Origin of the sequence: Alloprevotella sp. oral taxon 473 str. F0040 (assembly GCF_000318095.2) — a bacterium.
GTDB lineage: Bacteria > Bacteroidota > Bacteroidia > Bacteroidales > Bacteroidaceae > Alloprevotella.
In genome coordinates this window covers 11,807-36,503 of record NZ_KB290714.1, presented here as the reverse complement: position 1 = coordinate 36,503, position 24,697 = coordinate 11,807, and the positions used below count along the sequence as shown (strand labels likewise).

Genomic DNA, 24,697 nt, shown 5'->3' with positions numbered 1-24,697 from the left:
TAGCAGCAAATATCTTACCCCTTCAATTCATGTATAAGCACATCATCCTTGGTGCAATCGCGCTGTATGCTTTAGCCAGTTGCACTGCTGAAAGTCCCATCGACACCGAGTTGTCCCACCCACTGACGGCGCAAAATGTGGCTTCGCCCACAAGTCTTGACTATGATCCTGCACATTTCGCCACACCCGATAAGAGTGAGATTCTATCCAATATCTCTACGACCAATGGTACAGCAGCAGCCAACAAAATTTTATCGGTGATGGATCCCAAGGTGGCACTGACGCTTTCGGACTATCCCGAACTCACCGCGGAGCAGTTTGAAGAAATCAAAGTCAAAACTAGCGAAATCACTCAAGGGGCAAAGAATCAGAAGGAAGCTCTTCGTCGCATTCATGACTATTTGGTGAAGAATATCAACTATGACAAGGATGGAAAAGGCGCAGAGCTTGCAGGTGGCAAAGACTCCAATTCTCCTTACTTAGTATTCCGCAACAAGCTTTGTGTGTGTCAAGGTTATGCCAATCTGCTTCGTGTGATGGCCATCTCGCAAGGCATCCCCTCGGTGAGCCTCAATGGTAATCTATTTGGCGGTAAAGGTACCTACTACTATGGTGGCCATGCATGGGCTGCTGCTTTGGTAGATGGAGAATGGATTATTGAAGATCCCACCAACGGCAATTTCTATCCCATGAAGCCAGCAGATGCTTATGCTGCCGACTTGCAGACTACTTGGATTTCGCCTGCCGCCTTTGAGAAAGATGGATTCGTCCTTGACTTTCACGAGGTGCATCTCAACGTCGCTGAGGTGAAATCTCGCCAATCCATACTCACCGTGCCTTACAGCTATGAGTATGATGCGAAGCGTCACAAGTCTTTCCGCATCACGAGCTTTAATCCTCACAAGATGTTGCCCGATGAAGTCAAGCAAATCTATCTAGGCGACAACATCGTCTCGCTCGGACAAGGCTTGGTAGGCCTTTCTCGTTTTGGCAATCAAGTAGAAGCCGTGCACGTTTCGCCCAACAATAAGAAACTATGTAGTGAGGATGGAGCGGTCTATCGTTGTCATCTCAAGAATAAGGAGCGTGTTATTGACGAGTTGATATATGTGCCCACTCAGAAGAAGAGCCTAAAACTCCTGCCTATGCCACGTTTGGAGAAAAATACGGTGACTGGCTGTGCCGAACTAGAGTCTGTCTATGTGCTACCAGGCACGAAAGTCATCGAGGCCTATGCTTTTGAGCGTTGCCCCAAGCTCCGTACCATCTATCTTCCTGAAGACTGTGAAGTGCAAGAAGGTGCATTTGCAGAACGCTCCAAAGACGTTCAGCTAGTGCGTGGCGACTTTACCGGCATTCGTCGTGTTCGTCGTTGATATTCTGTTAGGCACGTTCTACGAATTCCCTTTTAGGCATTGGTAGAACCTGCCTTTATTTTTGCTCTCTATTCTCTGTTTATTCCATGATGTTGCCTTCCTATTGCCTGATTCCTCGCATCTTGCGGTGGTTTCGTCGTTTTCGTCAACGCCGAGGCTACGGTGTGCATTCGCCCTTTGCTTTTGAGTGGATCACCGACGTGGTGTACAATCAGAAGGCGCAATACTATGCCTATGCCCACCTATCCAAGCATCATGAGGTGTGGCCAGGAGTTCTCTCCGTGAAAGATGCTCGTTTGCTCTTCCGCATGGCTAATCACATTAAGGCCACTTGCATCTTAGTTGTAGGAGAAAGGGTGGAGCGAGAAATCCATTACCTCAAAGCCGCGCGCCCTTCTGCCACGATAGTTCATTTCGCCGATGAGGCGGCGGTGGATCAGGCTTTTAAGCAAGGCCTACTGGCGCAGTATCGCTTCGACTTCGTGCTGTGGATGGCAGCTGCAAGCCCAAGTCAAGCACATTTCTCCCACTTGTGTCCGAAAATCTCGGAGAGTTTAGAAAAAAACTCGGAGATATTTCCAAAAAAGTCCGAGAGTTTTGAGAAAATGTCGGACATTTCTTTGCTTATCTCGGAGAGTGCTGAGCATAACTCCGCTACTTGTGTTGCATCGGCCGAAATCTCCCCTTCCCCCATGGATGTTAAAGCCCCGCATTCGGCATTGTCGCCCCAGTCTGTTTTTGTCTTGTTTCTGCCTCATGCCAATGAGGAGCGCACCACGGCTTGGCAGTCGCTCCAGCAGTTGGACTATACCACGGTGTCTTTCGACCTGCACCGCTTCGGAGTAGCCTTTTGCTATCCCAAACTTCAACGCCAGCACTATGTTGTCAATTATTTCTAGTAGAGGTTTTCGCAGCCTGTTAATCCGATAATGTGAGGCCTGTTCATCAGAAACGAATGCACTGATGAAAATAGCTGCACAAAAATTTGGATATACGGAAAGTTTTGCTAACTTTGCGCTCTAAATTATTTCATCAATCTCGACAGATATGTATTGGACTTTGGAATTGGCTTCAAAACTCGAAGACGCGCCTTGGCCAGCCACCAAGGAAGAACTCATCGACTATGCTATGCGTTCGGGCGCGCCCATGGAAGTGGTAGAAAATCTCAACGAACTTGAAGATGAAGGTGAGGTTTTTGAGACCATCGAAGATGTTTGGCCCGATTATCCCACTAAGGAAGACTTCCTCTTCAACGAAGACGAATATTAAATTATCGCACGATAGCGGAAGCCATTGGCTTTCGCTATCGTTTCATTTTAAGAGCTATTTTTAAAGTCATGCTCCATGGCAGGTTCACTCACGCACTTGTTATTGAGCTAATCATGAGATCTACTCATATTATTTTGCTAGTGCCCAAGTTTATCCCATGTCCCTCTCCCCACTTTTGCCTAGAGTAGCTGTGGTTGTGCCCGTGTTTAATCGCGCACATTGCATTCTTGCCACGCTCGATTCCATACTTGCGCAGACATTGCGACCTGCGCAGGTCATCGTGGTGGACAATGGCTCTACGGACCAGTCCAAAGCAGTGGTGGAAGCATGGATGCAGCAGCAAAAACCTCACTGTGAACTGCTCTTGCTCTCTGAACCATGTCGTGGTGCATCTGCGGCTCGCAACAGAGGACTACAAGCGGTCACCACAGAGTGGGTGAGTTTCTTTGATTCCGACGACTTGATGTCGCCCGACTTTTTAGAGCGGATGCTGGGTTGTGCCCAGGCGCAAGAGAAAGAGTGGGTCATAGCTCGCACGCAGATGGTGTTTGCACCAAACACCTCGGCTTCCTTTCCGAAACGCATCGTTCGTTGGGGCACATCTCAGCCTACCCTAGTGGATCATATCTTAGGAGCTTGTATCTCCACCCAAAGTTTTGTGGCACAAACATCACTGTTACGTCGCATTAAAGGATGGAATGAGCATCTCCCGATGTGGAACGACTACGAAATTGGCCTACGCCTGCTACTGGCATCTCCACAGCCAGCATGGTGTGAAGGAGTGTTTCATCAAATCTTCCAGCACCCAGATAGCATCACAGGGAGTTGTTTGAGTGATCGAGCTGAGCAGCTCACCCTAGCTTTGGTGAGCATAGCCCGAACTTTGCAAGAGCACTCCGACCGATTCAGTGCACCTCCACTCCGACATGCCTTCACCGCCTTGCTCTATCGCACGAACATTGTGGCTGGCCAACTTCTGTGTGAGGGTAATCCTCGAGCCGCACAACAATTACTCTGTGCGATGGGCAGTCAGCTGCCACAGTGTCCCAAGCGACATAGCCTCTTTTCTTCCCTACTTCGCCACTATGTGCGTTGGGGAGGCCGTGGAGCATGGCGCATCGCTCGCCTTTTAGCCCGATGCTAAAGTCCAAAGTCTAATGAATAACCTATATATATATGACGCTTCAACAACTAGAATATGTGGTGGCGGTGGCAGAGCATCGCCATTTTCTCAAAGCCGCTGAAGCCTGTGATGTCACACAGCCCACGCTCAGTTCGATGGTGCAAAAGCTAGAAGAGGAACTGGGAGTGAAAATCTTTAATCGTCGCATCAAGCCTATTGCGCTTACGCCTGTGGGAGAAACGATTGTGGCAGAAGCTCGTCAGACACTTGTGCAAGCTCAACGGCTTAAATCATGTGTCGATGAGGCACAAAATAGCCCAAGAGGAACTTTTTCTATCGCTGTTCTTCCCACAATAGCTCCTTACCTAATCCCTCGTTTCTATCCCGAGTTCTCACGCCGATATCCCGATGTTGAATTGCACATCACGGAGATGAAGACTAGTTCTATCAAAGCGGCCATCACGAATGGGGAAGTTGATGCAGGTATCTTGGCGGATATGGAAGGTTTGGACGACTTTCTCAGCACCACCTTATTCTTCGAACAGTATTTTGTCTATGCAGCCCACGACACGCCACTTTCCCATCTGCCTTCTGTGAAGACCAGTGATTTGAGAGAAGTGCCGCTGTGGTTGTTGGATGAAGGGCATTGTTTTCGTGATCAGCTCGTGCAGTTTTGCCAACTCAAGTCGGGACGTCGCAGTCAGCGTTCCTATCACTTGGGGAGCATAGAAACTTTCATGCGCATGGTGGAAAATGGAGTCGGAGTTACCTTTATTCCAGAGCTTTGTACCTTTCAACTTTCACCCGAGCAGCGCGAACTAGTTCGTCCTTTCGCAGTGCCTGTGCCCACTCGTGAGGTGGTGTTGCTCACGAGTCCTGATTTCGTGCGCCATTCTATTCACCAGATTCTTGTCGATGCTATTCGACAATCTGTGCCTTCTGAAATGCACCATTTGACCAAAGTGCAGAAACACGTCAATTAAAAGGGCAATTCTCGTTACAAAAGTAAAAAGAATCACCACATATTCTCTGCTTTCTTTGTCAATCCGACAGAGAATCATTATATTTGTCGGGTCAATGGTCGCTAACTTTTTGCATGGCAAAGGTGGTTGACCTGATTCAGTATTTTTAGATAGTTCATCAAACTTTCCCTCGTATGAAGAAATTCCTCCTTCTCCTCTTTATTGCCCTCACCACTAGTGTAGGAGCGGCAGCTCAGAAATTCGCCCTCATTGACATGGAATATATCATGCACAATATCCCTGCCTATGAGCGTGCAGGCGAACAGCTCAATCAAATCTCCAAGAAGTGGCAAGCAGAAGTCGAAGCTCTTGACACCGAAGCAAAGACACTCTATCGCAACTATCAGAACGAAGCAGTATTTCTTTCTGAATCGCAGAAGAAAACTCGTGAAGATGCCATCGTGAAAAAGGAAAAAGATGCTGCCGACCTCAAAAAACGCTATTTTGGCCCTGAGGGAGAATTGCACAAGAAGCGTACTGCGCTGCTTCAACCCATCCAAGACGAAGTGTACAATGCGGTGAAGGCAGTGGCACAAGCCAAAGGTTTCCAGCTTATTTTGGATCGAGCAAGTGAAGGTGCAGGCATCATCTTTGCTTCTCCTGCCATAGATATTAGTAACGAAGTGCTAGCGAAATTAGGCTATTCCAACTAAATGTCGTAATTTTGCCCAAATATCGTAGGGCAGTAGCAATTAGGCTGTTGTGAAAGAGCTAGACCTAAGAATTCCATCGTCCGACAGTTCTTTTTTACATTGCTAAGGCTTAGCGTAACCCCCTTTTAGAAACATCAAAAAACAACAATATGTTCAAGAAAATCCTCCTCATGCTCCTCATGGTGGCTCCTTTGAGCCTCCTCGCCCAAAAAGTGGCACACTACAACTCACAAGACATCGTGACCAACTACTCTGAATTCAAGAAGGTGCAAACCGAACTCGAAGCGATTGGAAAGCAATATCAAACTGACCTTGAGGCTATGGATAAGGAGCTCCAAACTAAGTTTGAGAAGTATCAAGCTGAAGTGACTGACAAGACTCCTGCTAACATTCGTGCTCGCAAGGAGAAGGAACTTCAAGATCTTCGACAACGTGTTCAACAAACAGCTCAAGATAACGAACAAGCCTTCCGTCAAGAGCAACAAAAGCGTTTGCAACCCGTGCTCGATAAGGTGAATGCAGCTATCAACTCTGTTATCAAAACAGGTCAATACGTGTTTGCTATCGACAAAAGTGCTGCACAAGGCATGATTCACATCAACGAAGCTCTCTCTACCGACATCACTGCGCAAATCAAGTCGCAGCTCGGCATTAAGTAAATCCTGAGAACGTCGGATAGGCCATGCTTGTGATGATTGCACATCAGCAAGACTGCTGCATCATACAGCCTTGGTTTCCCATCTTTAGCATCTGAACTCTCTGGCGTTTTTCATAGACGCGCCCGATGGTTCAGATGCTTTTTCTTGCACATTTATTTCTTCTTAGCTGCTTTATCCTAAGTATTGCCCATGTTTCGTCTTCTCTCTTTGGGGATTGTCGCGCTTTGCTGTCTATGCTTGCCTACGGCTCTTATGAGTCATGCGCAGACCGCTAGCGTTATGACCACTGCTGATCGTTCTACGAGCGCGTTTAGCCATCTCATCTGCCATCGCTTAGATTCGCTTGTGCGATTGCCTCTGATGGAGCGCAGCCAACTTGGGCTGTGTGTCTATGATCTCACCACAGATTCGCTGATTTATGCTCATGGACATCAGCAGCGCATGCGCCCTGCTTCGAGCATGAAGGTTGTCACAGCGGTAGCTGCTCTGGATAGGTTGGGAGGAGACTATCAGTTTGCCACACAGCTCTATGCCACTGCAGCACCCGCGGATAGCTTGCTCCAAGGTTCGCTTGTGGCACGTGGAGGATTCGATCCCCTCTTTGGGAGAGATGATCTTAGGGCTTTTGTGGAAGTGCTCCGACAACGTGGCATCCGTAGGATTACTGGCGACATCATCCTTGATGTGTCGCTGAAAGACACCACTAATCTGGGATGGGGTTGGTGTTGGGACGACAAGAACAAACCACTCACTCCATTGCTCTATCGTGGTAATGATAGTTGGGGTGACCATTTCATTGAGCAATTGCAGCGTGCTGGCATCACGCTAGAAGGGAACATCCATCGTGGTGTGCTACCCAGTGGTGCACAATTGCTGGTGGAACGCAAACACAGCATTGACCAAGTGCTGCGGCCGATGCTCAAAGATTCAGATAACCTCTGTGCAGAGGCCATGTTCTATCAGCTCGCGGCTACTTCTAAGCGTGCTTATGCCACCTATAAGGATGCAGCTGCACAGGTGCATCAACTTATTGCCGATTGTGGGTTACAGCCTTCTGATTATCTAGTAGCTGATGGCAGTGGGCTCTCTCTATATAACTATGTGTCGCCTTTGCTACTCGTAGCGGTGTTGCGGCATGCCGCACAGAATGAAGAGACGTTCACGCATCTTACCATTGCGCTCCCCATCATGGGACGTGACGGCACGCTGAAGTCTCGCTGTCGTCGTACTACTGCGCAAGATAATGTGCGGGCTAAAACCGGCACCGTGGAAGGAGTGAGTTCACTCACGGGCTATGCTATGGCAGCTAATGGGCACAGACTGTGCTTTGCTATCGTGAATCAAGGGGTGCGCACAGCAGCTGAAGGTCGTAGCTTCCAAGATGCTGTGTGCCGGGCTTTGACTGAAGGCTTCGATACTCCTCACATTCGCCCCGATGTTCAGCCCGATGCTGAACCCATGAACGAAGACGAGACGGCTGCTCCTACTTGCTGCTGAGCTTGTGCTAGAGTGATTCTTCGACAGACGTAGACATCTTAATCGTCGATTGTCACAGTGTTATTATAGTAACTGAGGGCTATGACGTGTGCTTTGCTTAGACTCTTGTCAACAACGCATAAACCCGCGCTTAAACCTCCGATCCGTGCAAAAAAATGGCGGACACCTTCATCACATTCGATGGAGGTGTCCGCTTTTGTGTTATGAGCTGTTGAAGGGTGCGTTGGAGCATCGGTAACAGCCTTGGGAGAGGCAGCCTAAAGGCTGTGGAGCATTAGAGATCAAACTTCTTCTTCAAGCGAGTGTGCAAGGTTTGATAGTGTGCACGAACTTCGGGGTTTTTAGTAGTCTTGGCAGCCTTCTCGAGAAGTTCGAGAGTCTTTACGGCATATCCATACAGCACTACAGAAGAGCGATTGACCATATTGCCCCAAAGGTCGGCTTGCTCACCATAACCCTTACCGAAGTTGAGGAATCCAACTTGAGCCGTGGTGTTGCCTTGAGTGCAAGAACCACAGAGGCTTGCAGCTTCTTCGATAGAACTATCGTGCATGTGACCATTTGTGGCAAGGAGTTGATGACGCAAAGCCTCGGGAGAGAGGGGAGCAGCATCTAGGCCACCTTTCAGACTTGCTTCGAAGGCTGCTTTGCCATTTGCACTAAGACCCACTTGCATTGCCGTAGGGCGAGTCACATTTTCGACATTACCACTCATATACTTGACGTAGAGTGATTGGAAACTTAGCTCTTGTTCAGTGAGGTTCTCCTGACCAGCGAGGGTTTTCTCAAAGACATTGTTGAAAACATCTTCAGCATATTCGGCTGGTGTGTAGGAGGTAGAGTCGAGATAGGCACTGAGTGCCAAACGTGAAGCCTGATTGATAGCCATTGACTGTAGGTTGTTGACAATCAAATCAAATGGGCGATTGGACGCATAGGGCAAAATTGCTTCTAACTTGCGGTTGCTCAGCTGTGAGAAATCACGAGCTTGCTTCAGAAGCCACTGAGCCGAAGCGCGCTGCTTATCGCGAGGAACCACACGATAGCGAGGGATGCCAGAGCTTTCGCTAGATTGTTGAAGATAGATACCTGCTACATTCACGTGTACATTATTGACATAGCGATATGCCTGGCTGAGGGCCTCTCTGTAGAGGCTCGTTTTGCGCTCGCTAGATTCGTCATCTTGGATCCAGTCTGTGAGATGTGAGATGATGAACTTGAGGTTCTTCATGCCATAATCTCCAGCTTTGATGGGATCATCACCTAAGTCTTCGGTGAGGCTTGAGGGATCGAGGATGGGATTGTCTTGTTGCAGACCATAACGATAGCGAAGATCGTGAGCATGCTTCTCGATGAGCTTGCACAACTCTTTGTTCTCAGCTACGAAATCACCCTTGAGTTCGGGGAAATACTTGTAAGCCCATTCCACCGCATAGTAGTCGTAAAGACCGATGGGAGGAGGATCGAGGTTGGTCACAGGGTCGCCCACTTGTGCCACGTAGTTGTGGCGTGCATAGTCCATGATAGAAGGCGTAGTGCCATACTTATCTGTGAACGACTTGGAGCGGAGAGAATCTACAGGATAGGAGAAAGAAGCTCCCATGTTGTGCATAAATCCGAGGGTGTGACCGATTTCGTGTGCCAACACATACTCGAGTGATTTTTGCAAAGCAGCTTCGGGCATCTTCTTGGTGCGGACACTTTCGTCAATCTGTGCCGTTTGGATGAAACGCCAGTTGGCAAGGATGCTGTTTACACCGCGATAGATGAAGGTCGATCCATTGATGATTTCACCCGAACGTGGGTCACTCCATGAGGGACCCATCGCATTTTGTACTGCGGTGGGAACGAAACGAATGCAGGTGTATTCGAGATTGTCGGGGTCAAATTCTGGGTCGTCAGTGGGATAGTCACGCACTTGTACCACATTTTTGAAACCGATTTTCTCGAAAGCATCATTCCAACGAACCACGCCTACGTCAATGGCTTTGCGCCACACAGGAGGGAAAGCTGAATCCACGTAATATACGATGGGTTTCTTGGGCTCTACCAACTGTCCTGCCGCAAAAGCTGCTTCATCCTTGGGCTCAACGCGCCAGCGACGTGCGAAGGTGGCAGGTTCGATGCGGCCTTCATGAAGCACGTTTTTGGAGGTGAGGAAGATGCCAACGCGCGTGTCGGAAAGACGAGGCGTCATGGGCTTCTCTGGAAGGGCGAGGATGGTGAAGTTGATGCCAGCAGTGACGGGATAGTTGGTGATGGTGCGTGAAGCAGGACCAGCGGAAATGGTAGCTTTGTAGCTACGTTCCACGAGGATGCTCACATTGTTCTTGAAACTCTTCAAGGTTTTGATGTGAGTCAAATCGTCGCGTTGCTCTTCTTGCACCTCGATACCGCTGCTAGATCCCTCAATGACGGGGAAGAAACGGTTGTCTTTGAGGAAGAAAGAACTAGCATCGATGAGCACACTTGCACTGTCCTTGCTCCATCCCTTGATTGGGAAGCTAAGGAAACTGAGGTTTCTATAGTTCTGTTGGATGCTAGCTGCCATTTCCTTGCTAGGCTCGGTGGTGGTGAGCAACTCTGTGTTAACGATGTCCATCACGACAGTGCTGTCTTTCTGAACAAAGCGGAAGTGTACAGGGTTGCTGTTGCGGAATCCCACGTTGCCTAAGCTAGGATTGGAGATAGAAGCGATGGTGGCTCCGATAAGGAAGTCTTTGCCAAGGTTGGCTTTAGGGATATCTAAATAGAGTTTGCCATCAGACTTGTGGAGCTTCATGAGAGGGCCCGATGCCGTTTGGATGGGGCGATCGGTGAGAATCTTCTCATAAGGTGTTTTCTTGGGCTCTGCTTTCTTCTCGGTCTTCTTTTTCTTGTGGAGAAAACTGAAGATTCCTGCCTCGGCTGGTGCTGCAGCAACCAGCGCGAGGGAGAGGAAAAGCGTGCCGTATAGGATTTTCTTCATAAGATCATCTTATTTCTTCACTCCAAGTGCCTTGTCAATCTTGGCAAGAAGGAGCTGATAGTGGGCTTTGAGAGTGGGAGAAGTGGTAGAAGCTACACGACGTTGAAGGATGGGCTGAAGCTTCGTGATGGCCACTTGATAGTAGATGTCGGACTTATCGAGCATGCTCACGCTTACGGTGGGGTAAGGATTAGCAGCAGGGTTGCCGAAGTGAGCATCTTGCTCTTCCTCTACTTGGAGGGGAGCACTGAGCAACTGATCTTTCAAGCCAGCAGGAGCATAGCCGAGACGCTCGATGACTGAGAAGTAAGCACCAGCAGCGTCATTGTTGTAGCCACGAAGACCAGCGGGGAGTGAAGGAATTGCCTTTTCAGGACCACCAGTCACGATGTTTGTGGCTTGGTTGAGGAAGGTTTGTTCCATCAATTGCTCAATGTGGCTAGGCGTGCGGCCAGCGAGAGTAGAAGCGAAGACGTTTTGGTAGAGATCGTCGAAGAATTCGCCCAGGGTGTAGCTCTTGCTGTCGAGGTGCTGTGCAATGATGACACGTGCACGAACGTCGAAGAGATCCTTGATGAGGAATTCCAAGAGTTGATCATAGTAGCTCACGCTCATGTATTCCTTGCGTTCTGCCGCGCGGTCGGCATGGCGAGTGAAAGTCTTCGTTTCATTGAGTGCCCAAAGGAAGGCTTGACGTTGGCGAGCCTTAGGCAACACTTGATAACGAGGAATGCCAGAGTTTTCCTTGCTGACGTTTACAATCGTACCACCCACGAGATTCAACACATTTTTGAAATACTGATGATACTGTTGAGCAATGGCAAGATTGAGAGCGGTCTTTTTGCGAGAATCTTCGTCGTTGGTGATCCATTTAGAGAGATTCTTTTGGATACCCTCGAGGTTCTTCATACCATATTGCGTAGCCTTGAGAGGATCGTTGCCGAGGTCTTCAGCAACCACGGTAGGATCGATGAGGCGCACTTGCTGGCGCATGAAGCGAAGATAGGGTTGTTTAGACTTTTGGTCTGTCCATGCTTCGATAGCTTCAGTTTCCTTATCCAGATTTCCGTCATATTGAGGGAAGAATCGGTAGTTCCACTCAATGGCGTAGTGGTCGTAGACACCAAGTGTGGGAGGAGAGAGGGAAACACCGCGGTCGCCAGGTTGAGCGATGTAGTTGTAGCGCGCATAGTCCATGATAGAAGGCGTGGTGCCATACTTCTGGGTGAAGGTGCGCGAGCGCAAAGAGTCGGTGGGGAAGGCGGCAGAAGCAGCCATGTTGTGCTCAAGACCGAGGGTGTGACCTACTTCGTGGCTCACCACATAGGCGAGAGATTCGTTGAGTAAGTTGGCAGGCAAACGATTGCCACGCACTGCCTTATCTACATTAGCTGTTTGCACGAAGCGCCACTTATGGAGAAGATCTTCCACATTGTTGTAAACAATTACCGAGGCATTGATGATTTCACCGGTAGAAGGGTCTACCCAAGATGGACCATAAGCATTTGCTTCTGTATTTGGGATATAGCGAATGCAAGAGTAGGCCAAGTTGTCGGGGTCAAATTGAGGATCATCTTTGGGGAAGTCCTTCACTTGCACTGCATTTTTGAAGCCAGCCTTTTCGAAAGCCTTGTTCCAGCGGAGCACACCTTCGCGCAAAGCTGGTTTCCAAGCCTCGGGGAAGGTTGGATCAAGGTAGTAAACAATGGGTTGAACGGGTTCGGTGAGCTTACCATTGAGATAGGCGGTGCGATCCTTGGGGACAAGACGCCAGCGGTGAGCGAGATAGACACTGCGGGTGTGGTCATCACTGCCGTTGATGTCGAACTTGGGAGAGGAGAAGATGCCCACGCGAGCGTCTGCGATGCGTGGAGTCATCTTGTGTTCGGGCAAGAGGAGGAGAGAGTAGGTGACATCTACTGTGGTGGGAACATCCTTCATGAGGTAGTAGATGTTCATGATGGAGGCACTCATCTTGTAGTTGAGTTCCACCTTCACACTCACGTTGTTGTCAAAGGCTTTGAGTTGCTTCACAAAGGTGAGCTCCGAAGTAGGAGTAGAGCGGAGAGTGAAGTTGCCAGATTTCGCAGGTACTACGTTGAGCAATGGGTTTGCACGTCCCACGAGTGAGGTTGCATCGATAAGCACTGCGGTGCTATCTGGTGTGTAGCATTCGATTTTGAAGGATTGGAAAGAAGGATCGCGGTAGTTAAGGGCGAGCACATTCTTTTCGCGCTCCGTGAGTCCATGTTTGAAGTAGTTAGAGTTGGGCACTTTTGCCACGATGCTACTGTCTTGGAGTTCAAAGCGGAGATAGAGAGGGGTGCTGTTTTTGAGTCCTGTGCTGAGATAGGTGGGATCGGACACCGAAGAGATAGTGGCTCCGAGGAGCATTTCGCGACCCAGATACTTTAGAGGAAGTTCAAAGTACACCTTACCATCGGTCTTGTACAAGGAGATGAACTTACCTTTGGCAGAATCGTACTTTTTATTTTCAAAGAACTTAGCATACTTGCTCTTTTTCTTCTCTTTCTTAGAAGGCTTGTGAGCTTCGGGCTTTTTGTCTGTGGCTGTGACAACAGCAGTGCTGTCGGAGGCGGGCTTCTTGTTGTCGGCCATTGCCGTCATCGACTGAAAAGCACCTACCACGGCAAACGCAGCTCCAAATAAGAGGGGAATAAGATTTTTCCTCATCGCTTGATATGTCTTGTTTAGTGGATAAGAATTATAGAGGGGCATTAACGCAAAATCTCCACCCCTGCAAGAAAGTAGCAAAAGCCACTTTCTTGATGAGGTGTGATAGTATAGTGTATAGACAGAGTGTACATTGTTGATGCTATAAAAGTGTAAGTCGTCTTACGCTCTTGTTTAATGTCGGATTCAACAATTTCAGTCTTGGGCTGCTGTTTACTTTCTGAACATCAAAGAAACCACATTGCCAGTGGCATTCTGGTATTTCCAGCTTTGTTTCTTGTCGTGCAAATTGAAGGAATACACATTGCCTTGCTTGGAAGTGGTGGAGTTAGTAGCTACGATGAGCTCGCTTTCATCGGCATTGAGCACCATGGCTGCCACTTCTTCGCCTTCTCCACAAGTGAAGTCAGGTGTGGTGGGGAAATTACCCTTTGACAATACGCTGTAAGCATAGACCTTATTGCCAGAAGAGTAGTAAACGAGGTTGGTAGACTGTGCTGCCACAAACTTCGTTTTCGCGTTAAATCCAGCAGAAGCAGGCACTTCAATCTTCGCTTGCTTGAGTTCTGGTTCTGAATTCTGACGCTTCACACGGTCGTTGTAGCTTCCTGGGTAGAGCCATACGTGATAGTATTTACCAGCGGCAGCATCTTGCAAGAAGAGAGCTACATCGTGGTTCTTGCTTACAGGCACCATGCCAAGCAGCTGGAGTCCTGTGAATTGTTCGGGGTAGGTGAGCTTCGTCTTTTGGAGATTGTCCTTGGTGGAAACCTTTGCATCGGGAGAATAAGTCACGAAACCTTGAGAGTTATCGTAGAGTGCAAGACCTGTATAGTTATCAATACCGATGTCTGCCCAAGAGAATACAGCAGGAGCCAAGTTACTCTTGGGGATAACCTTTGCGATATCGCGAGATGTAGCACTTGTGATTACCAAAGAAAGGTCTGAAGTTTTGATGTCAGAGATTTCTCCGTCTTCGATGACAGAGAGCTTTCCGCCTGACTGCTCATTGTTCAGTGCACCAAGTTTGTTAGGATAGAGGTAAGACACCGTGCCTGCTGCCTTAGCTGTAGAGACCAACTGCATGGTGTTGCCATCCAAACGATACACTTGGCTGGGAGAACCCGCAGCAAAGAAAATATCGTTTTTACCATAATAGTCGATGATGGTGGCTGCTGTGGGAGCACCACTGAAAGTGACTTCAGCATTGTTCTTGCTGAGCAAGTCGCGCTCTACGACAGGCTTTTCGCTATCAGGGCGAATGTAGCTGATGATAGCCTTACCATTGTCTTCTGCAAGGACATATACGCCAGTGCGATAGCGATATTGCACGTGGAGTTTGAAGGTCTTGTAGTAGCTTCCGTCTTCGTTTGAAATTGTCAAGCGGCAGAGGAAAGGATTGTTCTTATCCTTCGTATAGTCTTTACATTCGTAGGCCAAATCCTTTTCGGTAGACACCACCTCACCATTGATTTCCCAACGATAGGAAAGTGGCTTGTTCGCATTGCTTTGTTGCACCTCTGGCGCAGCAATGTGAAGTGTATCCCAACGGTCGGCTTTGTATTCTTCCGCCAATGTCTTGTTCACTGTGAGGTAAGACAATTGGTTGACAACGCCTACTGAGTCGTCTGAAATACATGAAGATACCCCCAGCATACTTGTAGCAGCCAGCGAGAAGAAGCATAGTTGATTAAATCTTTTCATGAGCTTTATTTGTAGGGGTTATAGGGATTGGCAGGGAGATATGATTTGTCGTAAGTAGGATCGTCTTTCAAGATGCGATACACTTTCATGAAGTTCAAGAAGAACTGGTTGCTGTCTCTTGACATAGCTTCCCATAACTCAGCTTCGTTAGAGTGGTAGTTCGCTAACATCATAAGATATTTGCGACGTTCGAATCTTCCAAAGTAAACTTCAAAGTATTGCCAGTAGATAGGTGCGGTGAGCACGTTAGTGGCTTGTATCTCCACCTTTTGAGCATTGGGGAATTTCAAGGCCAAATCGGATGTTTCTACCAAACGGAGGACAAGTTTGAGCGTATCCTTGTCAGGAGAAAGACCACTGCGGAGCAAAGTCACAGGCACCACGGTATTCACCGAGTCAGCGGGAATCTCTTGTTCGAGATTAAGTGATTTGTAGTGCACGCCCTCTTTCATGGTTGATGAAGGATCCACCATCAGCTTAAACTTTTGTGCTTGCTTTTGGGGCACACCTGCGAGGCGCACGGGAATCTTCATCACATATTCTTGAGTCTCAACAGGGAGCGCACCAAAAGAGTAGAATCTCACGGTGTCTTGTGCCTCTGGATAATGGAAATATACCGCGTTTTGGGAGTGGTAGAACCCATCTTTGCTGTATTCTTCGTCGTAAACGATGCTTTGACATGAACCTAATACCCCGGCTGCGAGCAAAGGCAGTAGCAATATCTGGAAAAAGTGCTTCATGTTCGTATGTTTTTATCAACTGGTTTGTTGCTCATAGCAGAAGTCAGTGCGTCGAGCACTGATTCTACTGCCATGAAAAACCGATTATTGTTGCTTATTACCGAATTCTGTTTCACGATCTGGTCTTGGTAAGACAAAGCGTGCGGTAGAAGGTTCGATAGTTGTTCTGCCATCCAGTGCCTTGAAAGGCTTGTTGTAGTGCTTCAATGCGAAGAACACCTGACCTTCACCAGGCATTTCGCGCATGCGCTCATTGAGCATTTCTTGCAAGAAAGCATCTTTGGTCAAGAGTTTGGCATCGGCCACGGGTAGAAGACCGCGGCTCTTGCGCACTTCGTCCAAAGCAGCTTTGGCAGCAGTGGCATCAGTGTCATACAAAGACTCTGCAAGGATGTAGTACATCTCGGGCAGACGAATCAAGGTCAAGCCTTGAAGTGCGTTAGTGCGGATTTCAGATTCGTTGGCGACAAAGCGCAAGAAGATAGAGGCACCTACTTCCATGCGGTAGAAAGCAGCGTATCTTACATCGATGTTGTTGGAAGTGAAGGTCTTCGTTTCGTAGAGAGTTTCCACATCTCGGCGTCCTTCTGTAAAGACACCACTTCTTTGGGTCACACCCACGAAGATGTTGTAGATGCTTTGAGACAGATTTCTATTGTTGAGACCAAAAATCATCTCCTTGTCGGCAGGGAAACGGCGAACATTGGCAAAATCGCGAGACTCGGTGAGTGAGAAGTTATTTTTCGCATCGATCACCTTTTTCGCATACTTTGCGGCATTCTCGTTGTCGCCCATGGTGTAATACACACGCGCCTTGGTGGCATACACAGCATAGAGGTTAAATTGGCGGGCACGTCCGTGGTTGTAGTCGTTGAGTACATCGACGATGGGAGTCACCACGGTATCATTGGCCAAGATGTTCTCAGCGGTGTTGAGATCTTGGAGGATGCGCTCATAAGTGCCCTTCAACGTTGGTACGGTCTTGTTAGCTAAATTGTAAGTGTCGGCATAAGGCACACCATATTGTGCGTTAGGATTCGTCACATAGTCAGGACAGAAGAGGCGCACCAAGTCGAAGTGGAGGAAGGCACGCAAGCCATAGGCTTCGCCACGTACCAATTGGAGGTGGCTGTCGTGCAAAGAAGTTGCCTCTACGTTCTTGATGATATTATTGACATACGAGATGCCTTCATATTGTGAATTCCAAATGTTGTCGATGATGGGGCGCACCTTTGCATTCTGATAGTCGTATTTAAGAATCTCGTTGTCCTTATCGTTGACATTGAGCTTTCCAAAGAGTTGACCAATCTTGTCGGTGAATCCGTAGGAGAGGTTTTCACCGTAAAGGTTGGCGGTAGCCATCTTACTATATACGCCATACATAGCGTCATAGAAACCCTGTGCGCTATTAAACTGTACATCTTCCGTGAGCGTGCCTTTAGGCTGCACGTCCAAGAAGTCGTTGCAAGATGTTGCCGACAGCGCGAAGGCTGCCACACATATTGAGTTGATGAGTGATTTCTTCATTGCAGTAATGGGCAAAGGGGTTAGAATGAGAATCTCACTGACATTTCCACGCTGCGGGCATAAGGATAGTCAAGTCCGCGCTCGCGTTTGATAGAAGAGAGATAGAAGAGGTCGTTGGTGAGCAATTCCAAGCGCAAACGGGTCAAACCAAGTTTGCGAATCTGCCAAGGTGTAAATTCATAAGCCACCGAGAGAGATTGGAGTGTGAGGTAATTGTTCACTTGAACGAAACGGCTCGTCTGTTGTGGAGTGGAGTAGTCTGCGATGTTGCGATACTTGGCATAGTTACCAGGCTTCTTCCAGCGGTCGTTAAACACGCGCTCGTCTGCGTTGTACTTAGGATCTGCACCTTCCACGCGGCTTGCGAGAGTTTGGTTGTAGACCAAGCCACCGAGAGAGTAGCCAAATGAAGCAGAGGCCGACCATTGCTTGTAGGTGAGGTAAGAACTCAAGCTACCTTGAGCCCAAGGAGCTTCGTCGCCAAAGGTCACCTTGTCGCGAGCATCATAGTCGAAGGTGTAAGTGCCATCGCGCTTGATGTAGATTTCACGACCAGTGGCAGGATCGATACCTGCAGAAGGCACTACCTTAATTGCTGTAAGCGAACCACCTTCTTCGTAGATGGGAAGAGGAGCCGTGCCCGTTGCGTTGCGGTTTTCCTCATTCTTGCTCATCAGTGCATTACTGATTTGCTTAATCTTACTCTTGTTGTAAGCGTAAGTGGCAGAAATCGACCATTGCAAGTTCTTGTTCTTGATGGGCATCACGCGAGTGCGGAGTTCCACACCCTTATTCTCGATGGCACCGAGGTTTTCGCGCGCAGTAGTCACACCCACAGAAGGAGCTTTGGTCACATTGACGAGCAAGTCGTCGGTGTTCTTGACATAAGCGTCGAAAGTCAAATCCCAACGTCCCTTGAACATGGTGAGGTCGATACCCACGTTAGAGGTGAGCGTACGTTCCCAGCGCAGGTCGGGATTACCGATGGTCTTAGGAATCGCACCGATACCCTTCACATAGTTGTAGCCGGAAGCGTAGTTATATGAGGTGATAGCTTGGTAAGGCTCAAACGAGATGTTACCCAAGTAACCGATGCTCGCACGGAGTTTGAGCAGTTCGATGGCCTTGCCTTGGAGGAACGATTCGTTGTGAATGTTCCAACCAGCACCCACACTCCAGAAAGGAGCGAAGCGAGTGTTCTTACCAAACTTAGACGAACCTTCGTAGCGGTAGATCAAGTCAAGGAAGTACTTGTTGTCCCAAATTGAGTTGAGGTTGGCAAAGAAGCCCACAGTGCGGTAGATGTTGTCCGAACCGCTAGGCTTTCCTTCCTGATAAGCTGCTGCGAAAGAGGGGTGAGAAAGGTTGGCAGAGTAGTAACCAATGGAAGTGTAGGAAGTGTTGTCACCATTGTTGGCTTCGATGGTCGAACCAGCGGTGGCACTCGTGAAGAGTTTGCCAAACATATTCTTGTTGTACGACAACATCAACTTACCAGCATAGCGCACTAGGTTGCTGTGACTCTCGGTCAAGCTACCGCGTTGCGACATATCGGTCTTTCTGAGTTCACTGAAAGAGAGGGGAGAAGTGAAGCGATTGCTCGTGGTCATGTCCTTGGTGAAGGAGAAGTCACCATTGAGGCGGAAAGCATCGGAGAACCATACCTGCAACGTCGTCGTGTTGAGGATGTTCACATTTTCCGACTTCTTGAAATTGCCAGCTTGCGCTTCGTAAAGAGGGTTATTGATAAAGTTTGACAAGTTCTTACGCAACGAACCATCCTCGTTGTAAGGCGACTCGTAGGGGTTCTGCTGCGTGTAGTCTGAGAACGAACCATAGGGCGAATCTTCAGAGTCTACCGTCATCAAAGTGGTAGAGTTGTTCACAGAGAACGCACCAGGCTTGTTGTAAGAGAACTTGAAGAAGAGTGAGAGGCGGTCGCGCTTAGAACCTATCATCACACCATCGTCAGTGGCATAGCGCAATCCGAGGTTGTAGCGTGCATAGTCGTCACCACCATCGATACTCAAGCTGTGGTTTTGTGAGAAACCATTGCGCAGGGGCTTTGCCAACCAGTCGGTGTTGACTCCGCTACGCACGATTTGAGCTAAACGATTGTATTCAGCGTCGAGACGATATTGACGTTCTCTGTCGTTATTGTCCGTGTAAAGACCTGCCAAACGCTCGAATTCCAACTTTTGTGCAGCATTAAGCATGCGATAGTCCGTTAGGTCGGGAGTGGACAGACGATAGGTGCCGCTATAGTTGAGGCGCAGACGACCAGGCTTCATCGTTTTGGTGGTGATCACAATCACACCTGCCGAAGCCTTAGAACCGTAGAGGGCAGATGCTGAAGCATCTTTGAGCACCGTCACCGATTCGATGTCGTTCATGTCCATGTCATACACATAGTCTGCACTCACCTCTGTGCCGTCTACGACAAAGAGGGGCATGTTGGCCGAACCATCGAAAGTGGCGCGACCGCGGATGCTGAGTTCTGGACGACTGTTGGGGTTAGAGCCCGCCAAGTTGTTCTCTGCAATCACAAGGCCAGGCACAAAGCTCTGCAAGCTCTCCAACACGTTTTTAGTACCCATCGAGAGCAGTTGGTCTTTTTGCACCGTAGTTTGCGAACCAGTAAAGCTCACCTTAGATTTGTTCACGAAGCCAGTGACCACGACTTCACTGAGTGAGGTGTTGTCAGCTGCCAAAGGAATCGTAGTATCGTTGCCAGGGAACACAAAGAGTGTTTGGGTGACGTGTCCGATATAGGTCACGGTGATTTCTTCACGATTCTTTTTGGTGATGATCTCAAAATTACCATTGTGGTCGGTGAAGTACACACCGTTGCCACCTTTGAGTTTGATCGTTGCACCAACGAGGGGCTCGCCCTTGCCATCAATGACACGGCCTTTGATGACTTTACCCGTTGGGTCATTTTGCTGCGCAGTCTGTGCCACAGGCATAGGGGGCAGGGCATGTGCCGCGCTTGCTGTCAAGCTAACGCCAGCCAGCAGGGTGCTTAGTGGAATTAATACTAACCTCATGTGCTTAAGTTGGATGGGTGATAGGTATATTGTCTAGTGTTGAGCGATGTTTGCATCATCCATTTTTGAATGGAGAGGAGAACCTTTCCATGCAGCGCAAATCATCGAAATGAGGCTGCCGGTAGATGGGCAGCACGGGGTTGGTTCTGTGATACCCCCAAATTTAGATGGCTTGACAACAAGGGCTTCTGTGGTGCACCATATTTCTATAACCAAATAGCCATCACGCTGAGCTTTATGCCAGTCGTCACAGACGCTCTCGTCTGGCCAGCGTACAGCACTTTTTAGATGCTTTGCTCTAAGTGTGCAGATGCTAAGGGGGGATTTTGCAAATATAGTGTAATCTAATTAAACAACAAAGTGATAGACGTATTTTTCTTCGATTTTCATTCATTTTCTTGCTTTTGTCAGTCTCTGTTGTGTTTTGTCTTTATTTCTGCTAAGCCTAAAGAGCACTTTTTGCTACAAAGTTTCTGTTTTACCCTTTCATGTATTCCGTGTTTTGGGGCTTTATTCTACACTAAATGGTGATACTTTGATGCAATCTATTTCTAAGTTTTGGCAAAGTTTTGTCGGATTTTTACGAAAATATCTCCGAGTTTTTTCAGAAAATCTCGGAGATATTTGAGAGAAACTCGGACTTTTTGCACCAAAATCTGCGACATTTCGTTGGCATTTCACCTACTTTTTTCGAACAATGTGTAGCACATGGATGCATTGCTTAGGAGGATGCTTCTTAACGACTGCAAATGGTGAAGAGTTTTCGGTGAGATTGTTTCTCCAGTCGTGTCTGAGTTATCATTGGTTAAATGAATGTTAATCACCTGGGGTTTGACTCCTTCTCGCGCGCGTACGTACAGCAAAGTTGATGTTTTTGCTTTCACAACCTTCACCGATTTGTCTGTAATGAGTTGTATTACAGAGAATAACACGTGTTTTTCGGACAATTTTTAACAGAATGGTGAGTTTTGTATCGAAAAATGCTGCTTTTGCCTTCCGCAAGTCACATCACGTATGAGTGACTTGCGGAAGGGGAACAAGATAAGTTGTTGTCGACTTTTGTGAAGGTTGTGAAAGAGAAAAAGTCAAAATCCCAGGGAAGGCGCGTGCGACGCGCACGCGTGAGAAACATACTCCATGAGACACTGGAATCATGGCTTGTAGAAGAGAAGGGCATGGAAGCAGGGGAAGGCCAGTTTTTCCACTGATTTGAGAAAAGTCAGAGAGGTCTGTTCGAAGACTGTGTGCGCTGTAGCATCCGACTTTCGAGTAAAAATGCAGAAAAATGGAGCGGTTTGACATCATTTAACGCGGATTTTCTCTCTTTTGGCCCATTTCAACCCAGTATATAATAGGGGGCTATGCGTATAAAGGAGAGTGGTCAGTAAATACTCAATCAATATGCTTGAGTTTCTTCTTATTCTTCTGTAAAAATGTTCTCTTTAATTAAGGGATGACGGGTGAAATGAGGTGAGGGTTGACTAACACTACACAAGGAAATATCTGCACATCAACGTCTGCTTCAAGTTTGTAATCACAATTCCGAAGTTTGGTGGTAAAATGATAGCGTCCGCTTTGAGATGGTTGGGCATCAACGATGTCAAAGCTGTGGTCGGTGGAGATGATTGTGCCATCAGGAGCTCTCCATTCGTAGGTGTCCAATTCGTAAGTTGATTGAAGGTGAATGGTGCTATTAGGGCAGGCACGGATGTAGCTCGTAGGAAGGAGGAGCATGCTACGAGCACTCACAACAGTGACAGGTTCAAGAAAGTATTGCCCACAAGCATCCTTCGCATAGACCATGAATTGATCGCCTGTGACGCCAGCTACAAAGTGAGCTACTCCATCGGAGGATATATCGTCTGGAGCCGATTTTACAACAGTGACCCCATCCATTTTGCGAAGTTCATAAGTGATGGGTTCTTTGCCTTTTATGCCCTTTACTTCAATATGTCCCACAGAAGATGACGAGTTCATACAACTATAAGCCTTCAAATGGGGACGTGAGATTTCAAAATTGAGAGGTTCAATATGCACATGGAGGGTGTCGAGATAGCAGGTGGGGCTTACTCGATCATCACCTATCCCAAGAACGTAGTTTCCTGGTTTAGTAAGCTCGATGATATCTCCTTCTTTTACGAGAAATTTGGGAGTATAGCCTCCTGCTACACCAGAAAGAATGGAGAATCTGGTCTTTTTATTCCCGTCAAGAAGAACGCCTTTGTCCATAATCTTACCTTGAGGTTTGAGACGTAGGATTCCACATTCTGTAGTTGAAGTGTAAGTGAAGTTTTGCACATCATAGAGACCTTCCCATTTGGCACTGAGAAAACGTACACGACAAGGATCTCCTATGGGTAGGGAGAGGTTGGTCTCCTCGAGGGTGTAGGTGCCTGGAGGCATTGGAGTCGTTGTGGTGCTAAAGTAAGTACCAGTATAAGATTTATACGTATTGAAGGTGCCTGGTATTTCTTTGCCTTTACTGTCTAGTATGCGGTAAGACACCATGATTTCTCCTTTAGCATCTCGTAGAGGGGGTTCTAGTCCATTTTCTCCAAATCGGAGAAACAGACTGCCCATGTGTTTACCGCATGAGCTGGGGTTCCAGCGGCGGAATTCGAATTTATCGCTCCGGGCGTCTTGATGGAAGGTGGTGGGTGCAGACCATAGGAGGGTTGTGCCATCGGCTTTGTAGACCTTGAGCCGATAATCTACCCCATATTCAAGAGGGTTGGACGCCTTGTCATTGCTGTTATTGTTTGTTGTTCCAAAGTAATTGAAATCAGTCGCCTTTTTAATGACCTGCACGCTCTGGGCGTGCCCATCGCTTTCGCGTTCGATTTTCACGATGAGAGGCACACAAGCCGAAAAGGTGTTGAGGTTATAGAACTTCCGCCAATGGTCGCAGAACGTTTGGCGAGGAAGTTTTTCATAATCGACAAACCTCTCGGGAGTTGTTGTTGCTTCCCACGTATTGGTGCCATCAGTGGCTTGGACATACCACTGTTTGTTATAATCAACGAGCATTGTTACATTGTCCTTCGCAGAATTGATGGTATAGGTTCCTACCACATTTCCCGTTTTGTTCTTTTCGCGTAAGGTGAGGGTTACAGGGAAGCACCAAAGACTATTAAATTGGAACTTGGCTTCGTAAATTCTCCATCCATATTTTTCACATTGATCTTGAGAACCTTCGTGTTGGAATTCTGGTTTGCGGAGTTTGATCTTACATTCGTTGAAGACGTTAGGGCAGTTTTTTAAACGAGCGAAGACAGACACACCTTTTGTGTGAAGCTCTCCTATTGTGTAGGGCGTTATGTCAAAAAGTTGTGCAGGGTGGTAAGGAGAAGGAACGATAACTGTTTGCCAACGGTTAGGGACTTCTCCAGTGGGAGCAATGGCTATTTCAAACTCTTCTTGGTCATAATACTTTTTGAAGTCTTCGTTGGAAAACTGTGCATCATAGAGACCTAAGTAGTTAAAGAAGATGTGATTGCAATCTGAACCAGGGGTAAATCGTTCATGCACCCAAGTGGCAGGTGGAACAATGGTGGGTAAGTTGTCTACAGTGAGTTGTGCCAAAGTGATGTTTAGTTCGCGCCCTTTCCCATATTGGTCTCGGATATCTAGCTTATAAGTGCCGGCGGGGTAATATCCATTAAGCACAAGTTCTTTTGAACCATTCGCGCCTGGTTTTATAGTGAAAGGTGTTATGCCTAAAGAAACGCCAGCTGGAGCATCCTTAAGTGTACACGTAAAAGTGGAACCTCCATTCTTGACATTGACTGCAAGAATGCCCAAGGGGCAAGCCGAGAATGACCCTCGTTTTAGTTTGCTTTCTGTGATGCTGGGTAGAATATAACTACCCTTCACTACAAGGTTCGTAAGTGTTTTGCTAATTATTCTAGAGTTGTCATTGACACAAGTGGCTTTCATGAGTAAGTTATAGGTTCCAGGTGCCAAGTTGTTAATCACAGGATTATCTGTAGGGGCTGGGTGAGAAGCACCTTGTGTGAGGGGTATTGTCTCAAAAACATAAGTAACCATGTTGTCATTACTTCCTACAACCTTAGTGTTGATGTTGAACGCACCATCGCTAGGGCCAACTGAATGAGTGATGGTTGCTGTGAATATTACATCACTAGGACATTGTGCGGAAAGTATAAAGCTTTGATAACTTAGAAAGATAACTAGCCATATAATTCTGGTGACAATAGTATGTTTCATGTTTCTACTAAGATATTCTGATGGATAAAAAGATATACTGTGTATAGTTCTGTTAATACTAGAGACAATCTTTGTGTTAAGGCTTTTCATTAATCTCTAGAGTCCTGAAAGCATGTTATCCCAATGTTGTATGAGGATTTTCTTATTGTATGCTTAATAAATATTTGTGAGGTAGCCTTAAGGGAATATTG

15 protein-coding genes are annotated in these 24,697 nt (G+C 47.6%); 8 read left to right on the top strand and 7 right to left on the bottom strand.

Translation table 11 applies throughout. From position 1 onward, the window contains the following. Positions 1 to 29: 29 nt before the first annotated feature. From HMPREF9999_RS02820 to dacB, 8 genes are all read left to right on the top strand, one after another. A complete protein-coding gene (locus tag HMPREF9999_RS02820) occupies positions 30 to 1,376 on the top strand; it encodes a transglutaminase domain-containing protein (RefSeq protein WP_009436811.1) in 1,347 nt (448 codons plus the stop codon). A gap of 86 nt (positions 1,377 to 1,462) precedes the next feature. Further along, positions 1,463 to 2,275, top strand: coding sequence for a hypothetical protein (locus tag HMPREF9999_RS09890; protein WP_157049591.1), 813 nt, complete (start codon positions 1,463 to 1,465; stop codon positions 2,273 to 2,275). 148 nt (positions 2,276 to 2,423) lie between these two features. Then, positions 2,424 to 2,645: a DUF2795 domain-containing protein gene (locus tag HMPREF9999_RS02810; protein ID WP_009436809.1), complete on the top strand. Its 222-nt coding sequence runs from the start codon at positions 2,424 to 2,426 to the stop codon at positions 2,643 to 2,645. A 175-nt stretch (positions 2,646 to 2,820) separates the two neighbouring features. Continuing rightward, positions 2,821 to 3,789, top strand: coding sequence for a glycosyltransferase family 2 protein (locus tag HMPREF9999_RS09885; protein ID WP_198144611.1), 969 nt, complete (start codon positions 2,821 to 2,823; stop codon positions 3,787 to 3,789). Between the two features lie 32 nt (positions 3,790 to 3,821). Next, on the top strand, positions 3,822 to 4,751 hold the full coding sequence (locus HMPREF9999_RS02800; protein ID WP_009436807.1) for a hydrogen peroxide-inducible genes activator: 930 nt from the start codon (positions 3,822 to 3,824) through the stop codon (positions 4,749 to 4,751). A 173-nt stretch (positions 4,752 to 4,924) separates the two neighbouring features. Further along, on the top strand, positions 4,925 to 5,443 hold the full coding sequence (locus tag HMPREF9999_RS02795) for an OmpH family outer membrane protein (RefSeq protein WP_009436806.1): 519 nt from the start codon (positions 4,925 to 4,927) through the stop codon (positions 5,441 to 5,443). A gap of 149 nt (positions 5,444 to 5,592) precedes the next feature. Further along, positions 5,593 to 6,102: an OmpH family outer membrane protein gene (locus tag HMPREF9999_RS02790; RefSeq protein ID WP_009436805.1), complete on the top strand. Its 510-nt coding sequence runs from the start codon at positions 5,593 to 5,595 to the stop codon at positions 6,100 to 6,102. A 189-nt stretch (positions 6,103 to 6,291) separates the two neighbouring features. After that, entirely contained in the window at positions 6,292 to 7,599 is a 1,308-nt protein-coding gene (dacB, locus tag HMPREF9999_RS02785) for a D-alanyl-D-alanine carboxypeptidase/D-alanyl-D-alanine-endopeptidase (protein WP_157049590.1), read from the top strand. Positions 7,600 to 7,873: 274 nt separating this feature from the next. Here dacB and HMPREF9999_RS02780 read toward each other — a convergent pair whose 3' ends face one another. From HMPREF9999_RS02780 to HMPREF9999_RS02750, 7 genes are all read right to left on the bottom strand, one after another. After that, the gene (locus HMPREF9999_RS02780; protein ID WP_009436802.1) at positions 7,874 to 10,567 is read right to left on the bottom strand and encodes a zinc-dependent metalloprotease; all 2,694 of its coding nucleotides are present in this window, start codon (positions 10,565 to 10,567) and stop codon (positions 7,874 to 7,876) included. 9 nt (positions 10,568 to 10,576) lie between these two features. Next, positions 10,577 to 13,261, bottom strand: a complete 2,685-nt coding sequence (locus tag HMPREF9999_RS02775; protein WP_198144610.1) for a zinc-dependent metalloprotease — start codon at positions 13,259 to 13,261, stop codon at positions 10,577 to 10,579. Positions 13,262 to 13,474: 213 nt separating this feature from the next. Next, positions 13,475 to 14,965, bottom strand: coding sequence for a PKD-like family lipoprotein (locus HMPREF9999_RS02770; protein WP_009436800.1), 1,491 nt, complete (start codon positions 14,963 to 14,965; stop codon positions 13,475 to 13,477). Positions 14,966 to 14,970: 5 nt separating this feature from the next. Beyond that, positions 14,971 to 15,705: a DUF4843 domain-containing protein gene (locus tag HMPREF9999_RS02765; protein WP_009436799.1), complete on the bottom strand. Its 735-nt coding sequence runs from the start codon at positions 15,703 to 15,705 to the stop codon at positions 14,971 to 14,973. An 84-nt stretch (positions 15,706 to 15,789) separates the two neighbouring features. After that, positions 15,790 to 17,232 (bottom strand): RagB/SusD family nutrient uptake outer membrane protein, encoded by a 1,443-nt coding sequence (locus tag HMPREF9999_RS02760; RefSeq protein ID WP_009436798.1) that lies wholly within the window; start codon positions 17,230 to 17,232, stop codon positions 15,790 to 15,792. 20 nt (positions 17,233 to 17,252) lie between these two features. After that, positions 17,253 to 20,279: a SusC/RagA family TonB-linked outer membrane protein gene (locus HMPREF9999_RS02755; protein WP_009436797.1), complete on the bottom strand. Its 3,027-nt coding sequence runs from the start codon at positions 20,277 to 20,279 to the stop codon at positions 17,253 to 17,255. A 1,446-nt stretch (positions 20,280 to 21,725) separates the two neighbouring features. Then, positions 21,726 to 24,506, bottom strand: coding sequence for a hypothetical protein (locus HMPREF9999_RS02750; protein ID WP_009436792.1), 2,781 nt, complete (start codon positions 24,504 to 24,506; stop codon positions 21,726 to 21,728). Between the last annotated feature and the right edge of the window lie 191 nt (positions 24,507 to 24,697).